We start from the raw sequence: 26,184 nt of genomic DNA, 5'->3' as shown, positions 1-26,184 counted from the left end.
AAGAGAGGCATCCGTCCCGGTCAACGAGCGAGCTCTCGAATGTCTCTATCGGGCCATGTGCGCGGAGACGGATGAGGGAAGGGCGTCCTCGACGCCGCGGGAAAGCGCGCGGGATTCGTTCAGGGGATTCGAGCGCGTCCGGGGGCCATGGGACGCCTCCTCGAATCGAGGCGACATCCGACGCGGCTCAAGCCACCCGCGGCCGATTCTCTCGCTCGCCCGTCCTTCCGGCGTCCGTGCGCACGAGCGGCTTCGGCCGACTCTCCGCGCAATCGACGATCTCCCAATCGATCGCCTCGCCGAACGCGCGCCCGAGCCGCTCCTCGACGACACGCCTCGACTCGGGGCTCCGGTCGATCCCGAGGAAGCGACGCCCGAGCCGCGTGGCCACGCTGAGGGTCGTCCCCGAGCCGCAGAAGGGATCGAGCACGACGTCGCCCTCGTTGCTGGCGGAGAGGACGACACGTTCGAGCAGCGCCTCGGGCTTTTGCGTCGGATAGCCGAGCCGCTCTTTGCCCTTCGCCGCGATCACGCCGATCTCCCAGACGTCGGAGAGCGGCGGCCCTTTCGTCTCCTCGTCCGAGACGCCGGGCTTTCTGTGCCCGGCGGAGAAATCCGCGCGCTGCTTTTTCGTGCCGAACGTCTTTTTCGTGGACTCCGCGAGCTCTTCGTACCCGTAGAGCGCGTGGAACGTATGCTCGTTCGAGGCCTCGCGCGTGTAGAAGAGGAGCACGTCGTGCATGCGCTGGAAGCGCCGCGCGCGGGCGGGCCAGCGGCGGTAGCGCCAGATGATCTCGTTGCGGAAGCACTCCGGCCCGAAGACCGCGTCCATCAGGATCTTGAGGTAATGGCTCGCGGTGGGGTCGCAATGCAAAAAGACGCTGCCCGTGGCCCGGAGGACGCGGCGCATCTCGACGAGACGAGGCGCCATCATGGCGAGGTAGGCCATCATGTCGCACGGGCCGAGGAAGCCGTGGAGGCCCGCGAGCGCGCGCCCGACGGGCTCGCCCTGGGCGACGAGGGCCGCGAGCGCGCGCGCGGCGGCATCGCCCCAGGACCACGTATCGTCGAACGCGACCGCGCCAGGTTCGTCCGCCGCGACACCTGTGTAGAGGTGGTACGTCCTTCCGCTTTGAAACGGGGGATCCAGGTAGACCAGATCAACCGACGCGTCCGGGACGTGCTCCCGCAGGACGTCGAGGTTGTCGCCGATGAAATAGGCGCCGCGGCGCGCGGGCGGGAGGGGCGAGGGTTGGCTCGACATGAGGGGGCGAACGGCTCCTAGCAGGGAGCGCGGGCGCGGGCCAAGATGTCGGCAGGGACGTTCAGAAGTCGAGGCGCGCGCCCGCCTGTAGCCAGCGCGGAGCGCCGGGGCGAGCGCCATAAGGACGGCGGGAGGCGATGTAGGCGTTGTCGAGCAGGTTCCGTCCGAGCGCGTAAATCGTCAACCATTTCAGGGGACGGACGTTCACGGAGGCGTCGAGGAGGAAATAATCGTCCGTCGCCGTGCCCGGCGCGGGTTCGCCTTGCGAGGCGAGCTCCCGCATGCGGCTCGTGTACGTGCAGCCCACGTTCACGCCCCAGCGCGGCGTCTCGACGCCGATCGACGCCGCGACCTGGTGCTTCGGGACATACGGCAGCTCGTCGCCCGCCTCGACGTCGCCGAAGATGGGATCGGTGGATTGGAAGGTGTTCGTGAACTGCGCGTTCGTATAGGTCCAGCTCAATCGGCCGGGGAGCGCGAGGTTTTCCCGCAGCTTGATCTCGCTCTCGGCATACGCTTCGAAGCCGAGTACGCGCGCCTGTCCGCCGTCGGTCTGCTGGTCGAGGTTCTCCTGCACGCAGCCCGAGGAGAAGGAGCACAGGTTCGTGAGGTTCTTGTAATCGCTGTAGAAGCCGATGATCTCGGCGCGCACGCGCTTCGGCGCCCAGCGTACGCCGGCCTCGTAGTTCCAGCTCTTCTCGGGCCGGACGAGGTCGTTTTGCCCCGGCGGGATGGGGGAGAAGCCCTGATGCACGCCGAAGAGAAGTCCGAAATCGCGCGGCAATGCAAGGAAGACGCCCGCGCCGGGGAGGACGACCTGCTGGATGGTCAGGTTCTCTTCACCCGTGAGGTGATTCTCGAGCACGCTGCGGATCGATTCGAGCCGCGCGCCGGCCGTGAGGGTGAGCGGGCCCCAGGTCGCCGCGTCGGTCGCGTACATCGAGAGGGCGTGGGTGTACGCGTCGTTGTCGGCGGTCGTCTCCGTGGGGCGCCCCTCGGGGATCGGGTTGCCGCCCTCGATCAGGAAGCCGTCCTGGGTATGCTGGCGGCGGATCGAGTCGTAATGGAGGCGGACGCCATACTCGATCCGGTGGGAGATCGGGCCCGTTTTGGGGCGCCACGACACGGTGGATTGGAGGCCTTGCGAGACGAACGTCCGGTCGTTCGGCCCGATCATGAGCGTCTCGTCGTCCGTGCTCGGGGCGATGGCGCCCGTGAGGACGCCGTAGTAGAGGGCATTGCGCGGATCGGTGGGGTTCGAAAGGACGTCGGCGACCGAGGTGCCGCGGAACCCGTTCACCTTGCGCCAGGCCCGATGCAGGTCGTGGCGATAGGCGATCGTCGTGACCTCCAGGTTCGGGCGGAAGCGCGCGCGGTGCGTGAGCTGGAATTGCGTGCGGTTCCATTCCATGCGATCGAGCCGGCTCGCCCCGTAACGGCGATACGGCGTCGCCCGGAAGTCCGCATCGCTGAGGCCCAGGTACGTCTCGTTCGAGAGTTCGTTCTGGTAGCCCACCTTGAGCTCGAGCTCGTTCACCACAGAGCCCACGGGATCGAAGGTGTATCGCCCCTTCATCATGACGTCGGTCCGGGCAAACCCGGTGTCGCCGCCCCCGTCGAGCTCCTTGAACCCATTGTTCGCGACGTGCACGGCTTCGAGGAGGACGCCGTATTTGTCGTCGGCGATTCCTTGTCGCGCGTGCACCTTGCGGAACATGTACTGGCCGAACGAGACGTCGAGCATGCCGCGACGCTCGGAGGGAATGGCGGCCGTGGTCATGTCGATGGCGCCGCCGACCGTATGCGGGCCATAACTGATTGCCGAGGGGCCCTTCACCACGCGCACCGCATCCATGCGGCCGATGAGCGGGAAGTAATACGCGGCGGGCGCCGAGTAGGGCGCCGGCCCGAGGAGGACGCCGTCCTCCATGATCGTGACCTTCTTGCTTCGATCGGAGACGGCGCCACGAATGCCGATGTTCGGGCGCAAGCCGAAGCCGTCCTCCTCGCGGACGTAGACGCCGGGGACGGCGAGCAGGATCTTGTGGGGATCGTCGTACTTGAAGCGCTGGAGCTGCTTCGTCGTCACCACGTGCGCCGAGCCGCTCGTCTGCTGGAGGCGCGTGCCGACGACCGAGATTTCAATGGGGGGAGGAGGCTCGGCGTTTTTCGCATTCGGATCCTCCGCCGCAGCGTTTGGCGGCGAGCCCTCGGGCGGCGGGGCGGCTTCGGGCGGCGGCAGAGGCGGCGGTTCGCCTTGGGTCTGGGCGAGCGCCGCGGGCGAGAACGAGAGCAAAAGGAGCGCGGGGAGCGTCGTGCGTCGAATCAGGGGCGATGCCATGCCAGGGACTCGAGGTGAATGGGAGGTGCCGTGGGGACGGGCCGGATCCAGGTGGCCTTGGCGAGCCCGTCGGAGATGGACGCGAGATCGACCGTCGGATCGATGAGCAGCTCCGCCGGACGGCCATTGAGGGATACGGGCGCGTGCGCCCGGACGATCGGGCGCACGCCCTCGCGCGCCTCGAAATCAAGAGCGATCTGTTGCGCGAGCCGCAGGATGAGGTCGGGCTGCGTGGAGAAATCGCGCTCCTGCCTGCCATTGAGGTACTTGCGCGGGGGGACCTCCTGGGTGCGGCCCGTCCGCGGGTCCGTCACGAGATACGTGACGCTCCCGTTTTTCTCGCGGAGCATGACGCGCCAGGAAAACCGGATTCCCTGCTCGTGCCAGAGGACGTTGCCCCCATAGAGGTGCGTCCGGAGGGGCCAGAGGAGCTGGAAGGCGCAATAACAGGCAGCCACCGCGACGCGCGCGCCGAAGAAGCGGGGGAGGGGCGCGGCGGCGGGCGCGGGCAGGGCAGGGGCGGGCGCGGAGGCGCGGCGGCGGAAGAAACGGGCGAGGTTCCGCGGCCAGCTTGGCGAGAAAAACACGAGCGCCGCGACGACCATGATCGCCGGGAACATGCCGATCGGAAAGAGGAGTTTTGTAACCCCGTGGAAGAAGAGGACGACGGCATACGCGGCGACGCGGGTCCTCGGCGTCAGCAAAAAAGCCACGACGGTGAGGTCGAAGAGGCAACCGGCCCAGCTCATGGCGAAGGCGACCCAGCGCTCGCCGAGCAGCGGTCCGATGATCGGCAGGTACGTGCGCGACGAGAGCCAGATGTTGAGCGGCTGCGCGTGGAGGAGCCAATCGCTGTTGACCTTCGCGAGGCCCGCGAAGAAGTAGACGGCGCCGACCTGGACGCGGAGCAGATACGTGCACCACGCTGGCAAGGTCGCGCTCCTTTGCTTGGGGAAGAGCCAAGCGTCCACCGAATACGCGCGGTGGAGGGGCATGAAGGAGAGGAGGAGCGCGAGCAGGCTGACGAGGTAGTAATGGTTGAGGTAGTTCGTGACGTCGAGGAGCTGGACGTAGGTGAAGCCGAGCAGGAAGAGGACGATCGCGGCGCGATAAAGGAAGCCGACCGCCACGCACGCGCTCACCACGGCGAGCGCTACGAAGAGCGCGTGCATGCCCCGCGCGGAGAGCGGCGCGAGCCAATCGAAACCCCAGTAGGACAGGAAAAACCGGGGTTTTACGAAGAACTCGTCCACCCAGCCATACGCGAGGAAGCGGATCGCGCTCACGCAGCCGAGGACACCGAAGCAGAATCGGAACGCGGCAAGTGCCGCGGCGTCCTCGGGGCGGAGGAGGAGGGACGCGAGCCGCGCGAGGCGGCCCGGGGGGACCGCTTCGGCTCGTTCAGTCATTGTCCCCTTCCACGATCTGCGGGAGCTCGAGATCGAGCACCGTGACGAACTCGGTCTTGAGGCTGTCGGTGATTCGCTTCACGGCGTCGTGGAGCTGCTTCACGCTCTCGGGGGTTTCCGCGATGGCCTGGGCGAGATCGTCGGCCGGGATGGCATCGGCCGCGGCGATGGCGGCATTCACGTCCGCGTTCATTTTCTCGGCGAGCGCGGTCGCGCCGATCGCGACGAGCACGTCGTCGAAGCCCACGCCCTCGCCGTCCTTGCAGCCGCTCATCAGCATGCGGAAGCCGACGAGGTTGTTTCGCACGTGCGGCCGCGATCGGCGGGCGAAGCGGGATTCGACGGCCTCCGGGCAGGTCGCGTTGCTGCAATCCAGGATGCCGAGCGGACGCGCGAGCTTCAGGTCCTTCACGTGCGTCTCGACGTGGAACATCGCATCGCTCACCGCATTGAGGGCCATCTGCTCCGTCGTGTAGACCGAGCCGTTCTTGCCCGGGTCCCTGAGTTGCGCGGCGAAATCCCCATCGCCCGGACGCCAGGCGCCGAGGAGCTTGCCAGCCATTGCGGCGATGCCCGTCGAGACGGACGACGCATACGCGGCCTTTCGCGAGGCGAGCTCGTCTGCGCTCAGGGCGGCCCACGAGCCCGTGGCGTTGATGCCCGTCGCGGGGCTGCAGGCGTTGTCCGTGCCCGTGTAGAAGAGGAGGTATTCGGCGGCGGCGAGGCCACGCATGTTGATGAGCGCGGTGGTGCCGAAATCGGGCGCCTCGTACGCCTTCGAAACGATGTTTTGCTCGACGAGGCAACGGCTCACGAGCGGCCAGGAGTAAAGGGTGTCCCGCAGGCCCTGGCCGCCGGGCGTGTTCGTGGGGCCGCCGGGGCCGAACTGGAAGGGCTCGGCGCGTTGCCAGAGGTCGATGGCTTTGACCCACGCGGCCTGCGCCTCGACGCGGCCCGCGGGGTTCATCTTGGCTTCGGCGGCCTCCGTGGCGAGCTCCTCTGCGGCTTTCTGGAATGCGTCGAGGAGCTCGAGGTTGCACGTGGCAATGGCGTCGAGCAGCGTCGCGCGGGTCACGGTGTTCATTCCGCCCGTCGGATCGCCGCTGCTGCCGCCGGTCGAGGACGAGGCGGTCGTGGAGCCCGCATTCGAATCCGGCGGGGGACGGCCCGTCGAGTAAAATGCGATTCGCTCGCAGCCTGCGACGAGGCCCACGGCGAAAATACCCCCGAGGAGCGCGCGCGCGACGCTCCCGCCTTGCAACCACCTCCTGGGAGGCGGAGCGCTCACCTGCGATTCCTTTTGCATGGACATCCTCTTCCGGTTCGAAGCTTGGTCCCGAGCAGGAAGGCGGATGTTAGCACGCTTGTCGAACTTGAAAACTACTTTCAACTTCTGCCGAAACGAAGCATGCTCCTTGGACGGAGTTCGGTAGGCTCGGTTCGTTGGAGCACCAAATTTATGTAAATTGGCTCGCTTTCCAGTTCGTTGCTGCCCCAAGGATCTGTGAAACAGCTCTCTTTCGGCGGAAAGAGCGGCGATCGGGGGGCGATTTCAGGTTGACATGCTGCAGGCGGTGAATTACCCAGCTATCGTTGTTGAAAATGTCTTTCATTTTCCTTTTCAGGTCAGGGCGTGAGGTTGCTGGGCACCACGCCGGGCACGACCGAAAGGAACATAAGGAGGATCGTCGAATGAACGCGAATACGGGAGCCATCCGCCGCGCGTGGGCGCGAAACACGTACCTCGTTCCCCTCTCGGGCTGCCTGCTGCTCGGCGCGCTCGCGATCGGCTGCGGGGACGACGGCCCGACCAATACGAGTGGCTCGGGAGGCCAAGGCGCGACGGGTGGAACGGGCGGGATGGGCGGGACGGGCGGCGTCGGCGGGACGGGCGGCGTCGGTGGCGTCGGTGGCGCAGGCGGCGCGGGCGGCGCAGGCGGCGCAGGCGGCGCCGGTGGAATGGGCGGCGCGGGCGGCGGGGGCGGCTCCGAGGAGGCGAAGCCCGTGACCGTGCCCATTTCGGAGATGGGGCACGATCGGCTGTACGGCGTGGCGTTCGACGCGCAGGGCAACATCTACGCGACCGGCAACACGGCGGCGAGCACGGCCGCGGACGCAGATTTCTCGACGATCGTCGTGAAATTCTCGCCGAGCGGGGAGGTCGATACGACGTTCGGCGACAAGGGCATCGCGACGCACAACGTGGCCGTCGGGACGAACGGCGAGGTGACGCGCGGGATCGTGGTACAATCGACGGGGAAGATCGTCGTCGCCGGCACGGTGGAGCACGTGGGCGCGGCGGACGCGCGGGATCGCGATATCGCGGTGACGCGGTTCAACGCCGACGGGACGCTCGATACGAGCTTCGGGACGAACGGTGTCGCGCTGCTCGATCTGAGCGAAGGCGAGCTCGTGGGCAATACCTACGTCGCGGATACGCAGTGGGGCCTCAACGTCTATTCGGACGATCGGCTGCTCGTCGTCGGCGCGCAGAAGGCGCCCGGCCGCACGGACACCGATTTCGCCGCGGTGCGCCTGAGCGCCGACGGGGCGATCGACAATGGCTTCGGGACGAACGGCGTCGCGCTGCTCGACATCGCCCAGCAGAACGCGACCCCGAAGTCGGGCCGCATTCTCGCTGATGGCAGCGTAATTCTCGCCGGGTACAACCGGGACGCGGACAACATCGTGTCCCCCGTGATCTACAAGCTCGACGGCGCCGGTAAGCTCGACACGACGTTCGGCGTGGGCGGCGTGTTCAACCAGATCGTGCTCGCCTCGGTCGCCGAGGCCTACGACGTGGTGCCGCAAGGGTCGAACTTCGTGACCGTGGGGTACGGCTCGAATGGCGGTAACGATAACCTCGACTGGCTGTCGCTGCGCATCACGGGCGACGGCAAGCTCGATACGACGTACGGCCAGAATGGGTTCGTCCGCGTCGACCTGGCCGGCAACAACGACAACGGCCGCGCGCTGATCAGCCTCGGCGACAAGCGCTCGCTGCTCGTAGGTGGCGGGAGGCCGGCGGCCGACAACGTCGACGCGATGGTCTCCGTGCTGACCGAGAACGGGGCGGTCGACACGACGTTCGCGCCGAACGGCTGGAAGCAATACGATCTCGGCGGGTCGGCCGATATGTTCTGGGGCGTGGCGCTGTCGCCCGACCAGAAGCACGCGGCAATCGTCGGGACGAAATCCGTGGGCATGGGCCCCGGGAACGACGACGGCGTGCTGCTCCTCCTGCCCGTCGGGAACTGACGTCGCCGTCCCGTCATTGCTTGTTCGTCGTCTGGCCGAGGCCCGAGGCGATCTCGGGCAGGATCCCGAGCCTGACGTAGATCGGCCGCGCCGCGCGGCGCAGCGCGGGCAATTTCCGTAAAAAGATCGCCACGCCGACGAGCGTCACGAAGCCGCCGAGCCGCACCGTCATCGGCGCGCCGACACGCGCGCCGAGCCAGCCCGCCGAAAGGCTCCCGAAGGGGGCCATGCCGAAGAACGCCATCGTGTAAAAGCTCATCACGCGGCCACGTTTGTCCTCGTCGACGAGCGTTTGTAGCAGCGTATTGCTCGCCGCCATCTGCACCATCATGCCGCCGCCGACCACGACCATGAGCACGATGGAGACGGGCAGCCATTTCGAGAACGAGAATGCGACGAGCCCCGCGCCGAAGAGCGCGCCCGCGATGACCAGCATGCGCCCGAGGCCGAGCACGCTGCGTCGCGACGCGAGGAGAAGCGCGCCCGCGACAGCGCCGATGCCCGAGGCGCCCATGAGGAGCCCGAGGGAATGGGGGCCGCCGCCGAGGACGCGCGCGGCGAAGATGGGCATGAGCACGGTGTACGGCACGCCCGCGAGGCTCACGAGCGCGAGCAGGAGCAGAATGGCTCGAACGGGCGCGAACGAGGCCACGTAGCGGAGGCCTTCGCCGAGATCCGCGAGGATGCGGCTCCGCGCGGCCGCCGGCGCCGCGGGCCGCAAGCGCATCATGAGGAGCGACGCGAGGACGGCGAGATAGCTGATGGCGTCGATCAAAAAACAAGTTCCCTCGCCGACGGCCGCGATGAGCACGCCGGCGACGGAAGGGCCGAGCAGGCGAGCGGCATTGACCATGGAGGAGTTGAGGGCGATCGCATTCGCGAGATCCGCTCGATCCTCCACCATTTCGACGACGAACGCCTGCCTGGCTGGTGTATCGAAGGCGTTGATGATCCCCTGGAACGCCGAGAGCACGAGCACGTGCGCGACCGTGATCGTGTGGGTGAGCGAGAAGAACGCGAGCAGGGCCGATTGCACCATCGCGAGCACTTGCGTGACGACGAGCATGCGGTGGCGGCTCGAGCGGTCGACGAGCACGCCTCCGAACGGGGCGAGGAGGAACGTCGGGATCTGGCCCACGAAGCCGACGAGCCCGAGCATCAGCGCGGAGTCCGTCAGCCGATACACGAGCCAGCTCGTGGCGACGCGGGTGAGCCACGTGCCGATGAGCGAGATACCCTGCCCGAAGAAAAAAAGCCGATAATTGCGGTGCAGAAGCGCCCGGCCCATGGCCCTCAGCGTCGATTCGCCGGGCACTTTCGGGCTCACGAGGCGGATCCCTCATGTGTACAGGCGCGCATCATGCGTGGTCGTGGATGAGCAACAAGCACGCCAGCGCCGGCGCGAGGTCGGCCTCCCGCGCTCTCGCCTCAGGCTGCGCGGCCGCGCGAGAGCCGGAATGCATGCGTGATCGCCGCCTGCAAATTCGCGCAGGTGACGAAGCCCGAGAAGTCGGCGCCGATGTCCACGAGGGTGCGCGCCACCTCGGAGCGAATGCCGCTCAAGATCATCTGCGCGCCGAGCAGGCGCACGGCGTGCGCGGTCCGGACGAGCGCGGCCGCCACCTGTTCGTCGAGGTCGACCACGCCGGTGACGTCGAGGATGGCCACGCGCACGCGCCCGCCGCTGATGCCCGTGAGGAGCACCTCGAGCACCCGGTCGGCGCGGTTCGCGTCGATCGCGCCGATGAGCGGCATGGCCACGACATCGTCGCGGATCGGGACCAGGGGCGTGGAGAGCTGGCGCAGGCGCTCCTCGCTGGTCTGCAGCGCCTCGAAGGCCCGCTTCTGCTCGGTCATGTCGAGGATCTGCGAGATGAAATGGACCGGCGCGCCGTCCTCGTCGCGCACGAGGGCGACGTGGAGCAGGACGTGGATGATCGAGCCGTCCCGGTGGATGTACCGCTTCTTGAGCTTGTAACGCGGGATCTCGCCGCGGATGGTCTTGCCGACGAGCTCGATGTCGGTCTCCAGGTCATCGGCGTGCGTGATGTCCTGGAAGCGGAGCGCGAGGAGCTCCTCGGGCGTGTATCCGAGCATCTCGGCGAGCGCGCGATTGACGCTGATGAACCGCCCTTCGAGGCTGACGGTGGTCAGCCCGATGGGCGCGCAGTCGAAGATCTGCTGGAATCGCTCCGCGTTGAGGTACCGCTCCCGGTCGGCGAGCGCGTGTTCCTCGATGAGCAGGCGCGCCTCCTCGACCTGGGCGCGGAGCGCCTGGTTCTCGGCGAGCAGCTCGGTATTGCGGCGCTCCAAATCGGCGTAACTGGGCGCACTGTGGCTGAGGATGTTGGTGCTCATGGTCCCGGTGCGGCGAGGAATGTCAGCCCAGGATACACCCCCTTGCGCGCCTCAGGAACTGTCTGAATTTGTAATGTTTAATACGACATGATCTGCGGTTGCAGAAGCCGTGTGGTGTTACTTTCTGCCAAACCATTGACGGCGATGGCGATTGCAGAAGGACTGGAATTCCTATGTCCGCAAAATCGCCCCGCCTCCGACCGCGTCCACGACGCGCACCCCGCCCGGGGGAAAGCCGATCGCCACGAGCCGCGGCGCGCCCTTGGGTTGCGTATGATAACGCTTCCACACGGGCGAGACACCGCCGCCGTGCCGTCGGAAGACCTCCCGCTCGGTGACGAGCCAAGGGACGCCCTCGTCGTCGAGGCCCATCGCCACGGGAATGCCCTCCGCCTCGGAGGCCTCGACCGCGGAGCCGGCACGATCGAAGCGCATCACGATGCCCACGCCCGCGGCCCACGCCTCGCCCTCGGCGCCCGCCACGCAAAGGAGCAAGGCGGGTTTGTCGTTCAAGCTCGCCGCGGAGGAGCGGACCTCCTGATCGTATCCAATCCACAAGGCGCGCGCCTTCTTGCCGCGCAAGCTGCCCGCGACGAAGAAGCCGAGCGGGCCCGAGGCAATCGCGGAGACCTCGCCGCCGAGCGGCAAGAGCAGCGGTTCGGCCCAGCGCACGCCGTCATTCGAGAGCCAGAGCTCCGGCCCGCCCTCGCCCGCGTCGGCCGTCACGACCCCGAAGGCGCGGCCGTCGCCGAGCGCCGCTACGATCGGACCGACGGGCCCCTCGTCCGCGCGCCGGGGCAACGTGCCCTGCACGAACGATTCGCCGCGCTGCAGAAGGACGTGGGCCGGGCCCACGAGCGCAATGCCGCCGCCCGGGCCACGCACGAGCCAACGCGACGCGGCGATCTGCGCTCGATAAGGCCGGGGGACGTCGACGGAGAAGGTGCGCGGTTCCTTTTTGGACAAACCATGCAGCTCGCTGCCCGAGCGCGCGAATCCCCAGGGGCCCGGGAGGAAGACGACGCCGTCTGGCGAAAGGAGGAGCGGCTTTTCGCTCGTGGTCCGCGGCGGCGCGAGCGCGTCCATCGCCGCGAACACCTCCTCCTCGGACGGCAGAATACGCGTCTTGCGGAACGAGGTCATCGGCTGGTGCTCGCGCGCCGCGATTTCGATCCACCGCGCCGCGGCCGCTTCGAGGGGCGGGAGCAGCGCCTCGGCGAAGGCGTCGATCGAGGGGAATCGCGGCGGCGAGCCCTCGAACATGGATGCGCCGAGCAATTTGCGGGCGTGTGGCTCGTAAAACGTGGCGCCGTCGAGTCCCCACGTCCCCTCGGGCAATACCGGCGAGGCGCCCTGCCGGAGCGCGAGATCGATCGCGCCGAGGAGCTCCTCCGCCGCCAGAAAGCCGCGGTGGAGCTTCTTCGCCGTGCGCAGGCTGCGACGCTCGCCCACGTACCACGAAGGCATCGAGCGGCACCACTCCTCGCCCGTGAGCATGAACCAGATCGTGGAGGCGAGCGCGTGCACGTCGGTCCACGGGCCGACGAGCGGATTGCGCCGCGCGGGGGCAACCGACGAGAGCGCCTGCTCGGGGCCGCCATACCCGAGCGTGATCCCCTGCACCGTGGCGAGCGTGAGGCCGTCGACACGCGCGATGCCGCAATCGGCGATCTTCGGCGTCTCGTCGTCGAGCGGGCCCGCGACGAATACGTTGTCGGGCTTGAGGTCCCGGTGGAGGATGCCGAGGCCGTGGAGGACGCGGACGCCTTCGAGCATGCCACGCGCGAGGCGAAACGCGCGCACTGGATCCACACCCGTCTCGCGGGCCTTGTACACGCGGTCGGTGAGCGTCGCGCCCTCGCTCGACGCTTCCACGTATTCGAGCGCGATCCAGGGGAGCACGAGGGGCGATTCCCCTTCCAGTGCGACGAGGGCGCTGCCGTGCCCGTAATAACCGATCACGAATTCGCTGGGCGGGACGAGGTTCTTCACCCGATCGAGCGCCTCGATCTCGCGCTGGGCGAGATCCCGGCTCGTCATGCCCATCTGCGAGAGGCCCTGCTCGGTCCCCGGCTTGACGAGCTTCACCGCGACCCGCGAGGGCGCGAGCTCCGAGAGCCCGGGCGCCGCAAAATCCGCGTCACGCTCGGCGAGGAATACGGCGGACATTCCGCCGGAGCCGAGCCACTGCACGAGGGAGAGGCCCGAGGGCTCGCCGGTCTCGGGGTCGACGAGCGCAGGTTTGTCGTCGGCGAGATCGGTGAGCTCGAGGTCGGTGCACCGCAGAACGGGAATCATGAGCCGCCCGCACGATACCTTGCCGCGCGGCGTCAGGGAAGCCGGTTCAGAAGCGCATCCGGCCTTCGATCACGAGCACCGCGCCCCCCGCGAGCAGGACGCGATCGCCGGCGAGCGTACAGTCGAGCTCGCCCCCACGCGCGCTCACCTGCCGCGCCCGGAGCCGCGCGCGGCCGAGCGTGGAGGCCCAGAGGGGCACGAGCGTGCAATGCAGCGATCCCGTCACGGGATCCTCGGGGACGCCCTTCGCCGGCGCGAAGAAGCGCGACACGAAATCGACGTCCGCGTCGATTCCCGTGCCTTTTGCAGTGACGCCCACCGCGAACGTCTCGAGCGCCGCGATCTTCGCCATGTCGGGCCGGAGCGCGCGCACGTCCTCGGCGCTCTCGTAGACGGCCACGATGTCACGCGCGGCATGGGCCGCGATCGGCCGCTTGCCAAGCGCCTCGGCGAGCGCGTCCGTCACGTGCGTGGGCGCGGGCGGGCGCGCGGGCAGGTCGATCGAGAGCAGGCCCTCGGCGCGTCGCACGACGAGCTGGCCGCTCCGCGTGTGGAACGAGACGAAAGGGAGGTCCGGCGAGAGGAGCTCGAGGACCACGTATCCCGCGGCGAGCGTGGCGTGTCCGCAGAGGTCGACCTCGACCGAGGGCGTGAACCAGCGCAGCTCGTGGCGCTCGTCCTTCCGCACGATGAATGCGGTTTCCGAGAGGTTGTTCTCCGCGGCGATCGCCTGGAGCGTCTCGTCGGGGAGCCACGCGGGCAGGGGACACACGGCCGCGGGGTTGCCGGCGAAGGGGCGGAGCGTGAAGGCGTCGATCTGGTAGAGCGGGATCTCGGTCACGGGTCTCCTCCGAAAAGACGTTTACCATGATACGTCGGAGCAGACACCGGCCGCATTCGCGCGGAGGGCGAGCGCCTCGGGCACATGCGCCCCGTGCACCGGCAAACGTACGACGAATTCGCTGCCCTTGTCCTTGCCGTCGCTATGGGCCGTGACGCTCCCGCCGTGGAGCGTGACCATGCTGCGCACGATCGCGAGCCCGAGCCCGAGCCCGAGCCCGCCTTGCGAGCGGTCGAGCGCTTGTTTTTCCTGGGTGAAGAGGTCGAAGACCTGCGCGAGCATCTCCTTCGCGATCCCGATGCCGCTGTCCTTCACACGCAAAACGACGTCCGCGTCCTCGCGCGAGGCCGTCACCACGATCCGCCCGCCGGGCTCGGTGTATTTCGCCGCATTCGTGAGGAGGTTCGAGACGACCTGCGCGAGCCGCCGGGGATCCCCATGCACGGCGAGCCCCTCGCGCGGGACCGTGAGCGTCAGGCGGTGCGCTCGTTGCTCGAGGAGCGGGCTCACCATTTCGACGGCCCGCCCCACGACCTCGCTGAGCTCGATAGGCTCGCGGGAGAGCTCCACCATGCCGCGCGTGATGCGCGAGACGTCGAGCAGGTCGTCGACGAGGCTCACGAGGTGCCGGACCTGCCGCTTGATGACCGTGACTTCTTTTTCGGCGCCGGAGGCGCCCCGCATTTGCAAGAGCTCGAGCGCGGTCACGATCGGCGACAAGGGGTTGCGCAATTCATGGCCGAGCATGGCCAGAAATTCGTCCTTGGCGCGGTCGGATTGCTCGGCCCGCCGGCGCGCCTGGTTCGCCTCTTCATAGAGGCGCGCCCGATCGAGGGCGATGCCGAGCTGACGCGTGACGTCGTCGAAGAGGGCGCGCTCGTGCGAAGCGAAGGTCCGCTCGTCGTGGTAACCAAAAGCGACCGCGCCGAGCCTGCGGCCGCCGGCACTGATCGGGAGGACGGCAAGGGCCCGAGGCGTCGAGGCGACCGCCGGAGGGAATCGCTCGGCGATGGCATGGGGCGTCGAAAGAAACGAGGCGGTCCCAGCCTGGAATGTCGCGACGAGTGGCTCCGTGTCCTCGATGCGATCCCCGAGAAAGCGAAGCTCGGCCATCTCCGCGTCGATGAGCGCGAGGGCGCAGAAATCGGCGCCGACGCTGGCCCGGATGTCGCGGTCCATCACCTGCGCAATGGCCGCAGGATCGCCCGCTTCGGAGAGCGCCGCCGTGATGGTTTGCAGGCGCGCGAGCTGCTCGGCGATCCTCCGTGCGGCGTGCTCCTTTTGCGTGAGCTCCTCGAAGGCCGGCTCCGCCGCCGCGCTCGCCCCTGCACCTTCCGCGAGGTGTGCGAGCGCGGCCGTGGCGCACTGCACGGAATCCCACGAGCCAGTGCGGCGGGCGAGCGCGATGTCGTGATTGCGGACGACGTCGAGGATTGCGTCGGGCGCGCAGCGGCTGAGCGAATACGTACAAACCGCGATGATCCGCCGGCCGTGGAATCCCTGGTGGACGCAGGCCTCGTAGGAGACGAAACTGTCCCAGTCCTTGGGCTCGACGAAACTCGTGTTTCCGGTGAGGCGGAGGCCGGAGAAGCCGCGGCGAAGGGCCTCGGCTTCGCGATCGAGCCAGCGCTGCAAGACGGCATCCTGGGAGAGGTTTCCCTCGCGGAGATACCAATCCGTGTGGTCCAGGATCTCCAGTTGGCCCTTGCGCTCGTAATCTTCGAGGTTGGGAACCACGGCGCGGAGGGCCTCGCGCGCCTCGGCCGCCCGCAGGGGCTCTGCGGCGATCCAGAGGCACTGCTGGCCATGGGCGAGCCCGAACTGGAAGTAGGGGATCAGCGTGTCGAGAAGCTCCTTTTGGCCCCGATAGAACTGGCAGACGTGCGCGCCTCACGGCAGCTCGCCGAGCGGAGGAGCCCCAGCGGAAGCCGCGCGCAGCGTCGTTTTGGGCATCGGGACAGCCATGGGAGAATGGTACGGAAATACCAAGAGCCCGGCAACGCCCATATTTGGCAAAGGGGCTCCAGGTTCTCCGGTGATGGGCGTCCTTCCTAAAGGCCCGCGCTTTTCGAAGGGGGCGCTGTACGCTTTGTCATGAATGTCGGGGTAGCGAGCGAATGTACGAGGTCAAAGGGTTGACGGCGAGGCGCGTTTGTCGAACACCATGACCACGTCGGCCCCCGGGAGAGCGACCTCCACTCCGGTTTGTCCGGCATGCACCACGTCCTCGAACGATTGCCCTGTTTCGAGGTCGATGGTCGTGCGATGGTAGGCGCCTTCGTCGAGACGAGCGCCGAGGATACGAATGCTCCTCGGGGAAGCGGCCGTGATCCGGATCGTCAGCCAATTTCGCTCCCCGAGCGCGAGTGCGGGCGAGGGCGGGATGACGACGATGGGGCGGCTCTCGGCGCGAGGATGAAGGGCCAGGCGGCTTCTGTCGAGCACTTTCGCCGCGGTCCGAAATTCGCCGTAAAGATCATGCTTTTCGACGAGATCCCAGTACCAGAACATGGGCGTGCCGGCCTGATTGCGGAGCATGCCGGCATAGATGGCGTCGCGGACGAAGGCACGAAGGTTCACCTGCGCGGGGTGCGACGGGCCGATCTCGCCAAAAAAGGCCGGCGCGCGGGTCGGGAGCCAGCCGAGGCGCGCGAAGAGCGTGACGGCGTCCGTGTAGAGGTGGGGTTGGAGGAAGTCCATGGCGCGCCACGTCGACGGCGGCGCGAGCAGCGCGCTCGTGGTCACCGGATGGCCGTAGGGATCGAGGGCGCGGATGTAGTGCGCCATTTCGTCGTGCCACGCCGTGATGTCCGAGAATCGCCCGGCGAACGAGGCATCCGTCCACTCGACCTCGTTCCAGAGCTCCCAGGCGAAGAGGGACGGCGAATGCGAGAAGCGGGCGACGGCGTGGCGGAGCCACATTTTCATGCGCCGCTTCGCCTCGGCGTCCGCGAAGACGTCGGCCGCGTCCGTCAAGAAGCCGCCGCGGGCCGCATTCCACGGATGATCGGGCCAGTTCGGGTTGACGAGGGTGCTGAAGGATCCGTGATTGAAGAGGACCATTTGCATCGAGATGCCCGCCTTTTCGCAGGCCCCGAAGAGGGCATCCCATTTCGCGAGCGCCGGCGGCCAGAGACGATCCCGCGGCGCCGCCGGATCATCCACGGGCCAGAACGGGTTTTTCCCGTCCCAGGAGCTCGCCCAGATGCGCGTCCACTGGATCCCGGCCGCGCCCATGCGCGCGAGCTGCTCGGCCATGGGCGGCATGTCCGGCATCTGCCAGCCGAGATTGAAGCCGAGCGGGTAATACGGCGTGCCGTCGTCCCACACGAAGCGGTTTGGATTGCGCGCGTCGATGCGGAGGAAGCCGCGCGGCAGGCGGTCGTCGAGACGAACGTACGCACTCCGGGCCTCGATGGGCTGGAGGACCCCATTGCGATAGAGGAGCGGGCGATACGGCCCGGGCCGCGGCGCGACGAGGACGGCCGCGTAGGCGGAGGTCCCGTCCGGGTACGCGATACGCTCGAAGCGCTCGCCGTTCGCAGAGATGAAGACGACGCGGACGTCGTTTTCTTCAGGATCGTAGGGATTGCCCGGGAACGCCGCCTCGAATCGCGCGACGGCGGGGCCGTACCAGGTCGTGGGGAGATCCACGACGGGATCGGCGAGGGCGGGCGGCGCGGGGACCATGGTCTCCGCGAACCGTAGGGCCCGCCCGTCCGGATCGAAAGTCGGCCTTCTCGTCGTTCAGCGCGTCGCGACGAAGCCGAAGCTCGTGGCCTGGCCCGGCGCGAGGGTGGCATTGTGTGCGGCGCCGACGAAGTGTGTCGTGCCGTCCGTCACCGTATAGCCCGCATTCCAGATGTTGTCGATCGTGCCGTCGACCTGCATCGGGATGGACCAGGTGAGGCTTTCTTTTCCGATGTTCGTGACCTCGACCGTGAGCTGATACCCGCTGCCCCAATCGCTGTCGACGGTGGTCGCCACGACGTACGGGAGCGTGGGGCCGGGATCACCGCCGCCCGCGCCCGCGCCGCCGGAGCCGGTGGGATCGCCACCTCCCGCGCCGCCGGCGCCGGAGCCGCCCGCGCCCGTGGGATTGCCGCCGGGCTCCGGGGGATCCGCGACGCGCTCGGTGAAATGCGAGGTGCGCGTGAGCGCGACGAGGAGGTCGAGGACACGGAGGTTTCCTTTCTGGAATTCGTCCGCGACCTGGCTGGAAAGGCAAGCGAGCCGGCCCTCGTCGAGCTGTCCGTACGCATAACGAAGCCACGAGCGCGCATAACAACCCTGCGCGTCGGCGCTGCCCGCGAGGACGGAGGCGAGCTCGGGGACACCCACGAACGAGCCCGTGGTGGACGGGGCCGAGAGGATCTCGCCAGAGGCGTCGATCGGCAGGCCATTCTCGTCGGCGCGATACCGGCCGATGCCATCGAAATGCTCGAAGGCGAAGCCGATGGGGTCGACGAGGTCGTGGCAGCTCTTGCAGAGCTCGACGGTGGTGTGCGCCGCGTAGCGCTCGCGGGTGCTCTTCGTCGGATCGACAGGCGGCGGCTCGGCGACGACGCCGGGCGGCGGCGGCGGCAAGGGCTGGCAAAACAGGCGTTCGCGGACGAGCTTGCCGCGATGGACGGGCGAGGAGCCGGCCGGTTTTCCGTGCGTGGCGAGGACGCTGCCGTGCGAGAGGATGCCGGCGCGGCCGGAGCCTTCGAGCTCGACCCTGCCGAAATCGTTTTCGCCCCCGGCGCCCGCGGGCGCGGGCAAACCGTAATAAGCCGCGAGTTTCGGGCTCACGAAGGTGTAGGGGGCATCGAGCAGCTCCGCGATCGTGCCTTCACCATTGCGGATGACGTGGCGCACGAAGATGCGCGTCTCCTCGATCATGGCGGCGCGGATCTCGGCGTTCCATTCGGGGTAGGTGGCGGAGTCCTTGGGCGCGGCTTCGATCCGATCGAGCTCGAGCCAGGCAATGGCGAACCGCTCGAGGATCTCGTCGCTCCGGGGATCCTCGAGGAGGCGCTTGGCCTGGGCCTCGATCTGCTCCGGCGTGCCGAGCGCATTCGCGTCGGCGGCGGCGAAGAGCTCGTCGTCCGGCATCGTGCCCCAGAGCATGTAGGAGAGCTCGGTGGCGATCTCGTAGGGGGTCAAACGAACGCGGCCACCCTCGCTGGTGACGGATTCGTCGCCGAGCTCGGTGCGATAGAGGAAATGCGGCGACTGGAGCATGGCCGTGATCACGGCCTCGATGCCCTCGTTGAAGCCCTCCTTGGAGGCGATCGTCTGGTAGAGCGCGAGGTAACGCTTGCTGTCGTCTTCGCTGAGCGGGCGGCGGAAGGCGCGCTTGCCGAACGTCTCGACGAACGTCTTCGCGCAGGCCTCGGGGCCGGCGGCGACGGGGTCGCACGGCAGGATGCTCGAAGGGTTCGTCAGGGCAAGCGTTGCGATCTCCTCGGCGGCGCGGCGGACCTGGTCGGCGAAGAGCGGGCTCACGCGGAGCGCGTCTTCGTTGTTGTCGAAGCCGCCGATGACGATGTCGGGGACGAAGGAGGCGCCCCATTGCGACTCGATGCCGAAGAGCTCCGCGATCGTGGCGTCGTATTCGCCGCGGGTGAGGCGCCGGAGGACACGCGGTCCTGGCTGCACGGTGGTGCAAGCGGCGGACGGCGCGGCGCAGCCTTCGCCGCGGGTTGTGCGCGTGATGAAGAGCGAGAGCGTCGCGTAATCAGGGCTGCCCGGCTCGACGATGGTGCCGCCGGGGTGGCCATTCGGGTGCTGGCCCGAGGGGCGCGAGAGGAGGACCGAGACGCCAGCGGGCTGGTCGACGGCGAGCGCGCGAGCCACTTCGAGATTCTTTTCGAGGGCGTCGGGCTCGCTCCGCGGCGTGAGGACGAGGCGGCTCTTGCCGGCCATGCCCGTCGCGCTGTGGCAGACGAAGCATTTCTTTTCGAGCAGGGGCTCGTAGATGTTGTTCTCGAAGAACGCGAGGTCGTCCGGACAACCGACTACGCCGGGCGCCCCCTCTTTTTCGTCTTCCCCGCCGAGGCAGCCGGCGAAGGCGGCCGTGAGGGCGAGGGCGCCCGTGATCCGGATCGAATTCGAGCGAAGGAAAGTGCGCAGCATGGCCATGGCTCCCACGTTTCTAAAAAAGGGTTTCACGCGAAGAGCTCCGGCAGGGGACCCGAGCCTTTTGCCGGATCGCCGAAGGTCTTGTTGTCGAGGCCGAGGGCGTGGCAGACGGAGACGAGGAGGCGGTTGTGCGGCGCGCCGCCGAAGCTCAGATACCGGCCCGTGGAGAGGCCGCCGCCGCCCGCGAGGACGAACGGCACGGACTTGCAATCGTGGAGGCGGCTGTCGCCGAGCTCCTTGCACCAAAGGACGACGGTGGAATCGAGGAGCATGCCGCCCTGCGGATCGGGCGTGGTGGCGAGGCGCTCGAGGAGGTAGGCGAACTGCTCGGCATACCAGCGCTCGGTGGCGATGAACTCGGCGACGCCCTTGGAGTTACTGTCGTCGCTGTGGGAGAGGCCGTGGTGGCCCTCGGCGACGCCGAGCCAGCTCATGACGACGGGCCCGACGGTGTGGTTCCATTGCACGGACGCGACGCGCGTCATGTCGCAGGCGAGCGCGAGGACGAGCAGATCCATCTGGGATTTGCCGATCGTGGGGAACGCGTCGTTATCGTAGGTGCCGACCGAGGGCGGGGCCGCGGGCGGGGCGCAGAGCGGGCCTTCGAGGCCGGATTCGAGTTTCTTCAGGGATTCGAGGTGCTCGTCGAGTTTCTCGCGCTCCTGCGAGCCGACGCGGCCGCGCAAGGTGCCGAGCTCGCCGCGGAGCAGGTCGAGGATGCTCTTTTTGCGGGCGAGGGCCGCGTCGAGCTCCCCCGGACCGCCGACGGCGTCGCCGAACATGCGGGTATAAACGCTCTTCGGGCTGTCGTCGGGCGGGACGAACTGGCCGGGGCCCGCGTAGGAGATGCGGGTCTGGATGCCGCCGCCCCAGGCGCTCGTCTGCACGCCGAGCTCGAGGGAGGAGAATCGATCGTTCTGGCCGATGCGGGAGGCGACGTATTGATCGAGGCTCTTGCCCGCGGTCTCCGTGCCGACGGTGCCTCCGCCGGTGAGCATGGCGCCCATGCCGGCTTCGTGGTTGTCGACGCCGTGGAAATCGATGCCGTCGCACACGATGAGGCGGCTCTTGTGCGCGGCGAGCGGCTCGAGGATGCTGCCCGCGGGGAACGAGAAGTTCGACCCGCTGCCGCTCGGGCGCCAGTGCTTGTGAATGGTGCCGTTTGGCGAGAAGAACACGACGAGGCGACGGGCCGGCGTCGCGTTTTCGGCGCGAATATCACGCTCGAGGAGGCCGAGGACGGGGGCGGCGACGAGGGCCGCGCCCATGCCCGAGAGGAAGCGTCGACGGTTCCAGTGCTTCATGCCCCGGCCCCATCGCAACGGGCATGCCGGGGCGAGAGGATCAGGAAATCGGCCGGAAACGAAGCGCCCGGGGGAGAGGGGTGATCCGCTCGTTCATGGGGGGGTGATCGGGGCCATCACCCTGGCGCGGGACGATCCGTCGAACGGGAGGGGGCCGCCGAAGAAGGCCGCGGCGCCGCCGGGCAGGGGCGTGATGGCAAAGGCGGTCGTGGGGGTTTTTCCGGGCGAATTCTGGGGGCGGGTGAACCAGAGGACCGTGGCGACGCCCAGGGAGACGACGGACACGCCGAGGGAGACGTTGGCGAGAATGAGCTTGGTACGTACGGGATCGACGAGGTCGTCCGTACAGCGCGGCGCACAGGTCCTGTCGAGGTGATCGTAATCGCTCTTCGCGCTCACGGCGAGGCCGGTGAATGCCGCGGCGCCCGCGAGGGCCACGCCGCCGAGGACGAGGGGCGCGAGGGGAAGGGGGCGCGGCGGAGGCGCGGCGGGCGCAGGGGTTTTGGGCGGAGGAGGCGCGGGGGGCGTGAATCGAACGGAGAGGCGACGGCGGTGTTCGCCTTCGCGGAGGACGATTCGCTCCTCGACGAAAGGGGCGCCCGGCCACTCGTAACGGAGGCGGTGTTCGCCGGGATCGAGGGGGATCGCTTTGCCGTCGAGGGACGCGGCGAGCTCGCGTTCACCTTCGAGGACGCGGACGTTGGTGAGGTCCTGGCCTTCGGGGCCGCGGGCCTCGAGGACGATGGAGGGGGTGCGCTCGTCGAGGTCGGCGAGCCAGTCGGCGCAGTCCTTGCGGATGATGGGCGGACAGGCTTCCGCGGCGCAAGCGAGGAAGCGCTCGCGCGCGGCGAGGAGCTTGCCCTGGTCGCGCAGCTCCTGGCCTTGCTCGGAGGCGTCGGCGCAGGCCTGTTTTTGCTCGTCGGAGGGCCCCGGAGGCGCGGCCGCCGCGGCGCGCGGGCAGGCCCCGACGAGGCCCGCGAGGGCAAAGGGAAGGAGGCAAAGGGGCGCTTGGGAGGGACGCATGGCGCGAGGTCGACGACGGCGGATCCTTCTTTCCTACCGCTCGTGTCCGCCGGCGTCGAGCCTTCCGGTCGAAGCGCCCCGCGGCAGGCCGCGAAGAAGCCGCGCACGAAAGCGCGCGCGCAAAACCTTGCCGCCGAGGAGGCGCCGCCGCATGGAGAGGGACCAACCGGAAACACCGAGGAGAGGTGTGATGGCAAGCGAAGGCGAAGGCGAAGGAACGAGGGACGTGACGGCTCCACCGGAGCCCTCGGCGTTCCACCATGCCTACGAGGAGGGCGTGCACGCGCCCTGGGACATCGGCCGGCCGCAAGCGGACATCGTGGCGCTGGCGGAGGCGGGGGCCTTCCACGGCGACGTGCTCGACGTGGGCTGCGGGCCGGGCGACAACGCGATTTTCCTCGCGGCGCGGGGGCACGCGGTGACGGGGCTCGACATGGTGGAGAACGCGCTTTCGAAGGCCCGGACGCGCGCAGAGCGGAGCTCCGTGCCCGTGCAATTCGTGCGCGGCAATGCGCTGGAGCTCGAGATGCTCGGGCGGACGTTCGATACGGTGCTGGATTCGGGGCTGCTCCACGTGTTCGGCAGCGAGATGCGTCCGCGATACGTGGAGAGCCTTTCGCACGTGGTTCGTCCGGGCGGCATGTATCACGCGCTCGTTTGGAGCGACAAGGAGCCGGGCACGGAGGGGCCGCGGCGGCTCTCGGAGGCGGATCTTCGCGCGGCATTCGCGTCCGGCTGGAAGGTGCGGCAGATCCGGCCGGCGCGGTTCGAGCACATGCTCGGCGGCAAGGGATACGCGGAGGCGTGGCTCGTGTCGATCGAGCGGACGGAGTAATCGATTCCGCCCGCGGCCCGGGCTCGCCCGACCGCGCCGCGGCACGTCCCCTGCAATGCCGGCCTCGTCGGGGGCTCGCATGGTGGCACGATTTACGCGGCGCACGTTCATCGGTTCGGTCGGCGTGGGCCTCGCGCTCACCGCATGTGCATCCACGCGAGACAATGGCGGCGGGTCGGGTTCATCGGATGCGCCGCCGCGCGGGCCGCGTCCCGGCGCGCCGCGAGAAGGGGACATCCCGCTCCCGGCCGGCGCGACGATGCCGACGCGTGTGCTCGGCCGGACGGGCGAGCGCGTGAGCGTGGTGGGGCTCGGGGGGTTCCACGTCGGGATGCAAAAAGACCCCCAGGAGAGCATCCGCATCATCCGGATGGCGCTGGATCACGGGGTCAATTTCCTGGACAACTGCTGGGATTACAACGACGGCGAGAGCGAGCGCCGCATGGGTGTGGCACTCCAGGATGGATACCGGCAGAAGGCGTTCCTGATGACGAAGCTCGACGGCCGCACGCGGCAATCGGCGGCCGAGCAGCTCGATCAATCGCTGAAGCGGCTGCGCACGGACGTGATCGATCTCGTGCAGATCCACGAGGTGATCCGCGGAAGCGATCCGGCGCGGGTCTTCGGGCCGGACGGGATGATGGAGGCGCTCTTCGCGGCGAAGCAGGCCGGAAAGCTGCGGTACATCGGTTTTACCGGGCACAAGGATCCGGCGTACATGGTGGCCATGCTGAAGGCGGGGTTCGAGCACGGGTTCACGTTCGACACGGTGCAGATGCCGCTGAACCCGATGGATGCGCATTACAAGAGCTTCGAGAAGGATGTCTTGCCGGTTCTCGTGGAGCACGACATCGGCGTGCTCGGAATGAAGCCGCTGGCGTCGGGGATCCTGCTCGAGAGCGGCCTGGTGAGCGCGCCGGAATGCCTGCGGTATGCGATGTCCTTGCCGACGTCAGTGGTGATCACGGGCTGTGACACGGCGGGCGTGCTGGAGCAGGCGCTGCATACGGCCTATACGTTCGAGCCGTTGCGCAAGGAGGAGAAGGAGACGCTGCTCGCGCGGACGGCGCCGGCGGGCCGGAGCGGGCAGTACGAGCCGTTCAAGAATACCGAGCGCTTCGACGGGACCGAGAAGAACCCGAAGTGGCTGACGACCGCGGAGCTCTGAATTGCGCGGCAGGGGCTTGTTCGGGTAGTCTCGCAGCCGCCATGATGAACCCCTTCACCCAGGTCTCGACGAATCGCTCTTTCGGCGGCCACCAGAAGGTGCTGCGGCACGAATCACGCGCGCTCGGCTGTAGCATGAACGTGGGCGTCTACCTGCCCCCGCAGGTCGAGTCCGGGCGTTGCCCGGTGCTCTACTGGCTCTCCGGGCTCACGTGCACGGAGCAGAACTTCGTGACGAAGGCAGGCGTGCAGGAGCACGCGGCGCGGCACGGGATCATCGTGGTCGCGCCGGACACGAGCCCGCGCGGCGAGGGCGTGGCGGACGATCCGGCCTACGACCTCGGGCAAGGGGCCGGGTTTTACGTGGACGCGACCGAAGAGCCGTGGGTGCGGCATTATCGGATGCACCAATACGTGGCCGAGGAGCTGCCGGCGCTCGTGGAGGCGCACCTGCCGGCGCTCCCGGACCGTCGGGGGATCTTCGGGCATTCGATGGGCGGGCACGGCGCGCTCGTGCTCGCGCTGAAGCATCCGGGCCGGTATCGATCGGTGTCGGCATTTTCGCCGATCGTGGCGCCGAGCCGGGTGCCCTGGGGCGAAAAAGCGCTCTCCGCGTATCTCGGCGCGGACCGGGAGGTGTGGAAGGCGTGGGACGCGACAGCGCTCGTGCGCGAGGCGAAGGAGCGGCTTTCGATCCTGATCGATCAGGGGGACGCGGATCAATTCCTCGCGCGGGAATTGCAGCCGGAGCTGTTCCGGGAGGCGTGCGAGGCCGCGGGGCATCCGCTGACGCTGCGGATGCAGCCGGGGTATGACCACAGCTATTACTTCATCGCGACGTTCATGCGCGACCACGTGGAGCACCACGCGGCGGCGTTGCGATGAGTCCGATCCCGCCTACCAGGCGGCTCACTTGAAGACGCAGGAAGTGCCCCCGAGCCACTTGATGAAGATGTTCGAGTATTTGTGGTAGGCGCCCGGCTCGCTGGTCCCCTTGTAACGCATATCGTCGCGGTCGTGGCTCGCCTGGCAGTCGGACGCGAACAGCTTCCACGTCGCGACGCCCCCGTCCGAGACCCAGTAGGTGAGCTTGGTCTCCCAGGGATCCGACGGCGTCTCCTTCTGGAACGCCTCGAACAGCGTTTGGCCATTACACGAGAGGACGTGCTCCTTGGCCGCGCACGCGGTGGCGTACGGCGGACCGTAGTCGTCCGCGACCGGGTTGGTGCTCGCCGTGTGCTGGTGCGCCGTCACGGTGTCGGAGCTCGTCCAGAGGTGAAGCGAGCAATCGGCATAGTCCTCGACGTACTCCTCGATGAACGGGACGAAGGAGTTGTTCCAGCCGTACGTATAGGACCACTCGGTCGGGTTGTCGCAGTAGTAGCTCCCCACCATCGTCATGGGCGACGGCGTCTTCGGGACGCCGAGCGTGAACGGCTTCAGCGGCCGGTACTCCTCCATCGTGCGGGCGCCCCGATCGACGGCTGCGACGAGGTCGTCGGGCAACGCCATGTTCTCGGGTGCCACGGCGCGCAGGACCTCGGTGGGCGTCGTGTACGTATCGAGCACGCTCACCGCGCTCCCATCGGCGGGGAGCTCTTCCAGGACGCCCGTTTTCCCATTGCCCATGGCGCAGAACACGTACGTGGCGCCGGAGCGGGCATGCACCACGGCGAGGGTCTGATCCCCACACGGGGCGCTGTTGTCGCGGGCCTCCGGCTCCGGGAGGGCGCGCGCAGACGGCCCGTAGAAATCACCGTCGCCATTGAGCCGAGCGGACTCGGTATCGGCCATCGTCGGGACGAACGCCTCGTTCTCCGAGGTGTCCACGCCGACGCAGGCCATCGTGGAGGCTGCGAGAAGCAGGGGGAAGGTGAATGCGAGGCTGCCGGCCTTGGTGAGGGTCGTCTTGCTCATTGGAATCGTGCTCCCGGTTGTGGCCATTGCATCGTGGCCCGTG

At 68.2% G+C, this 26,184-nt stretch carries 18 protein-coding genes and 1 pseudogene; 4 read left to right on the top strand and 15 right to left on the bottom strand.

Features of this window, described 5'->3' with window-relative positions; translation table 11 throughout:
• Nucleotides 1–187: 187 nt before the first annotated feature.
• From KEG57_RS16480 to KEG57_RS16465, 4 genes are all read right to left on the bottom strand, one after another.
• Complete coding sequence (locus KEG57_RS16480) at nt 188–1,264, bottom strand: DNA-methyltransferase (RefSeq protein WP_272418673.1); 1,077 nt, start codon at nt 1,262–1,264, stop codon at nt 188–190.
• 61 nt (nt 1,265–1,325) lie between these two features.
• Nucleotides 1,326–3,605 (bottom strand): TonB-dependent receptor family protein, encoded by a 2,280-nt coding sequence (locus KEG57_RS16475; RefSeq protein WP_272418674.1) that lies wholly within the window; start codon nt 3,603–3,605, stop codon nt 1,326–1,328.
• On the bottom strand, nt 3,590–5,014 hold the full coding sequence (locus KEG57_RS16470) for an HTTM domain-containing protein (RefSeq protein WP_272418675.1): 1,425 nt from the start codon (nt 5,012–5,014) through the stop codon (nt 3,590–3,592). Before KEG57_RS16470 ends, KEG57_RS16475 begins: the two co-directional genes overlap by 16 nt.
• Entirely contained in the window at nt 5,007–6,320 is a 1,314-nt protein-coding gene (locus KEG57_RS16465; RefSeq protein WP_272418676.1) for an imelysin family protein, read from the bottom strand. The genes KEG57_RS16470 and KEG57_RS16465 overlap by 8 nt, the downstream gene beginning before the upstream one ends.
• Nucleotides 6,321–6,706: 386 nt before the next feature.
• Here KEG57_RS16465 and KEG57_RS16460 point away from each other — a divergent pair, with 386 nt between their 5' ends.
• Nucleotides 6,707–8,272 carry a delta-60 repeat domain-containing protein gene (locus tag KEG57_RS16460; RefSeq protein WP_272418677.1) on the top strand — a complete coding sequence of 522 codons (1,566 nt, stop codon included), beginning with the start codon at nt 6,707–6,709 and terminating at the stop codon, nt 8,270–8,272.
• A 13-nt stretch (nt 8,273–8,285) separates the two neighbouring features.
• On the opposite strand, the gene KEG57_RS16455 is transcribed toward KEG57_RS16460, so the two are convergent.
• From KEG57_RS16455 to KEG57_RS16410, 10 genes and pseudogenes are all read right to left on the bottom strand, one after another.
• Nucleotides 8,286–9,599 carry an MFS transporter gene (locus KEG57_RS16455; protein WP_272418678.1) on the bottom strand — a complete coding sequence of 438 codons (1,314 nt, stop codon included), beginning with the start codon at nt 9,597–9,599 and terminating at the stop codon, nt 8,286–8,288.
• Nucleotides 9,600–9,700: 101 nt separating this feature from the next.
• Nucleotides 9,701–10,630: an STAS domain-containing protein gene (locus tag KEG57_RS16450; RefSeq protein ID WP_272418679.1), complete on the bottom strand. Its 930-nt coding sequence runs from the start codon at nt 10,628–10,630 to the stop codon at nt 9,701–9,703.
• Between the two features lie 171 nt (nt 10,631–10,801).
• Nucleotides 10,802–12,928 (bottom strand): serine/threonine-protein kinase, encoded by a 2,127-nt coding sequence (locus KEG57_RS16445; RefSeq protein WP_272418680.1) that lies wholly within the window; start codon nt 12,926–12,928, stop codon nt 10,802–10,804.
• Between the two features lie 46 nt (nt 12,929–12,974).
• Nucleotides 12,975–13,769 (bottom strand): PhzF family phenazine biosynthesis protein, encoded by a 795-nt coding sequence (locus tag KEG57_RS16440; RefSeq protein ID WP_272418681.1) that lies wholly within the window; start codon nt 13,767–13,769, stop codon nt 12,975–12,977.
• A 21-nt stretch (nt 13,770–13,790) separates the two neighbouring features.
• Nucleotides 13,791–14,342 carry a sensor histidine kinase gene (locus KEG57_RS16435; RefSeq protein ID WP_372518168.1) on the bottom strand — a complete coding sequence of 184 codons (552 nt, stop codon included), beginning with the start codon at nt 14,340–14,342 and terminating at the stop codon, nt 13,791–13,793.
• Between the two features lie 12 nt (nt 14,343–14,354).
• A pseudogene (locus KEG57_RS16430) lies at nt 14,355–15,641 on the bottom strand (MEDS domain-containing protein); the annotation flags it as partial.
• A 255-nt stretch (nt 15,642–15,896) separates the two neighbouring features.
• Nucleotides 15,897–17,459, bottom strand: coding sequence for a glycoside hydrolase 5 family protein (locus tag KEG57_RS16425; protein WP_272418682.1), 1,563 nt, complete (start codon nt 17,457–17,459; stop codon nt 15,897–15,899).
• A gap of 57 nt (nt 17,460–17,516) precedes the next feature.
• Nucleotides 17,517–19,889, bottom strand: a complete 2,373-nt coding sequence (locus KEG57_RS16420) for a DUF1592 domain-containing protein (protein WP_272457978.1) — start codon at nt 19,887–19,889, stop codon at nt 17,517–17,519.
• Between the two features lie 32 nt (nt 19,890–19,921).
• Complete coding sequence (locus KEG57_RS16415) at nt 19,922–21,199, bottom strand: DUF1552 domain-containing protein (protein WP_272418684.1); 1,278 nt, start codon at nt 21,197–21,199, stop codon at nt 19,922–19,924.
• A 93-nt stretch (nt 21,200–21,292) separates the two neighbouring features.
• The gene (locus tag KEG57_RS16410; protein WP_272418685.1) at nt 21,293–22,222 is read right to left on the bottom strand and encodes a hypothetical protein; all 930 of its coding nucleotides are present in this window, start codon (nt 22,220–22,222) and stop codon (nt 21,293–21,295) included.
• Nucleotides 22,223–22,412: 190 nt separating this feature from the next.
• Between KEG57_RS16410 and KEG57_RS16405 the strand changes: the two genes are divergently transcribed.
• From KEG57_RS16405 to fghA, 3 genes are all read left to right on the top strand, one after another.
• The gene (locus tag KEG57_RS16405) at nt 22,413–23,057 is read left to right on the top strand and encodes a class I SAM-dependent methyltransferase (RefSeq protein WP_272418686.1); all 645 of its coding nucleotides are present in this window, start codon (nt 22,413–22,415) and stop codon (nt 23,055–23,057) included.
• A gap of 79 nt (nt 23,058–23,136) precedes the next feature.
• Entirely contained in the window at nt 23,137–24,225 is a 1,089-nt protein-coding gene (locus tag KEG57_RS16400) for an aldo/keto reductase (RefSeq protein ID WP_272418687.1), read from the top strand.
• A gap of 41 nt (nt 24,226–24,266) precedes the next feature.
• Nucleotides 24,267–25,109, top strand: coding sequence for an S-formylglutathione hydrolase (fghA, locus tag KEG57_RS16395; RefSeq protein WP_272418688.1), 843 nt, complete (start codon nt 24,267–24,269; stop codon nt 25,107–25,109).
• A 24-nt stretch (nt 25,110–25,133) separates the two neighbouring features.
• Here fghA and KEG57_RS16390 read toward each other — a convergent pair whose 3' ends face one another.
• A complete protein-coding gene (locus tag KEG57_RS16390; protein ID WP_272457976.1) occupies nt 25,134–26,141 on the bottom strand; it encodes a hypothetical protein in 1,008 nt (335 codons plus the stop codon).
• Between the last annotated feature and the right edge of the window lie 43 nt (nt 26,142–26,184).

This window comes from Polyangium jinanense (assembly GCF_028435365.1).
This window is presented reverse-complemented; position numbering and strand designations above follow the sequence as displayed.

What these genes read in the sequence shown, in the direction of transcription:
- KEG57_RS16390 (WP_272457976.1), bottom strand. Translation starts at nt 26,141, where the DNA reads ATGAGCAAGACGACCCTCACCAAGGCCGGCAGCCTCGCATTCACCTTC.
- KEG57_RS16425 (WP_272418682.1), bottom strand. Translation starts at nt 17,459, where the DNA reads ATGGTCCCCGCGCCGCCCGCCCTCGCCGATCCCGTCGTGGATCTCCCC.
- KEG57_RS16435 (WP_372518168.1), bottom strand. Translation starts at nt 14,342, where the DNA reads ATGGTGGAGCTCTCCCGCGAGCCTATCGAGCTCAGCGAGGTCGTGGGG.
- KEG57_RS16420 (WP_272457978.1), bottom strand. Translation starts at nt 19,889, where the DNA reads ATGCTGCGCACTTTCCTTCGCTCGAATTCGATCCGGATCACGGGCGCC.
- KEG57_RS16410 (WP_272418685.1), bottom strand. Translation starts at nt 22,222, where the DNA reads ATGCGTCCCTCCCAAGCGCCCCTTTGCCTCCTTCCCTTTGCCCTCGCG.
- KEG57_RS16450 (WP_272418679.1), bottom strand. Translation starts at nt 10,630, where the DNA reads ATGAGCACCAACATCCTCAGCCACAGTGCGCCCAGTTACGCCGATTTG.
- KEG57_RS16460 (WP_272418677.1), top strand. Translation starts at nt 6,707, where the DNA reads ATGAACGCGAATACGGGAGCCATCCGCCGCGCGTGGGCGCGAAACACG.
- KEG57_RS16415 (WP_272418684.1), bottom strand. Translation starts at nt 21,199, where the DNA reads ATGAAGCACTGGAACCGTCGACGCTTCCTCTCGGGCATGGGCGCGGCC.
- KEG57_RS16480 (WP_272418673.1), bottom strand. Translation starts at nt 1,264, where the DNA reads ATGTCGAGCCAACCCTCGCCCCTCCCGCCCGCGCGCCGCGGCGCCTAT.
- KEG57_RS16475 (WP_272418674.1), bottom strand. Translation starts at nt 3,605, where the DNA reads ATGGCATCGCCCCTGATTCGACGCACGACGCTCCCCGCGCTCCTTTTG.
- KEG57_RS16400 (WP_272418687.1), top strand. Translation starts at nt 23,137, where the DNA reads ATGGTGGCACGATTTACGCGGCGCACGTTCATCGGTTCGGTCGGCGTG.
- fghA (WP_272418688.1), top strand. Translation starts at nt 24,267, where the DNA reads ATGATGAACCCCTTCACCCAGGTCTCGACGAATCGCTCTTTCGGCGGC.
- KEG57_RS16445 (WP_272418680.1), bottom strand. Translation starts at nt 12,928, where the DNA reads ATGATTCCCGTTCTGCGGTGCACCGACCTCGAGCTCACCGATCTCGCC.
- KEG57_RS16465 (WP_272418676.1), bottom strand. Translation starts at nt 6,320, where the DNA reads ATGCAAAAGGAATCGCAGGTGAGCGCTCCGCCTCCCAGGAGGTGGTTG.
- KEG57_RS16470 (WP_272418675.1), bottom strand. Translation starts at nt 5,014, where the DNA reads ATGACTGAACGAGCCGAAGCGGTCCCCCCGGGCCGCCTCGCGCGGCTC.
- KEG57_RS16405 (WP_272418686.1), top strand. Translation starts at nt 22,413, where the DNA reads ATGGCAAGCGAAGGCGAAGGCGAAGGAACGAGGGACGTGACGGCTCCA.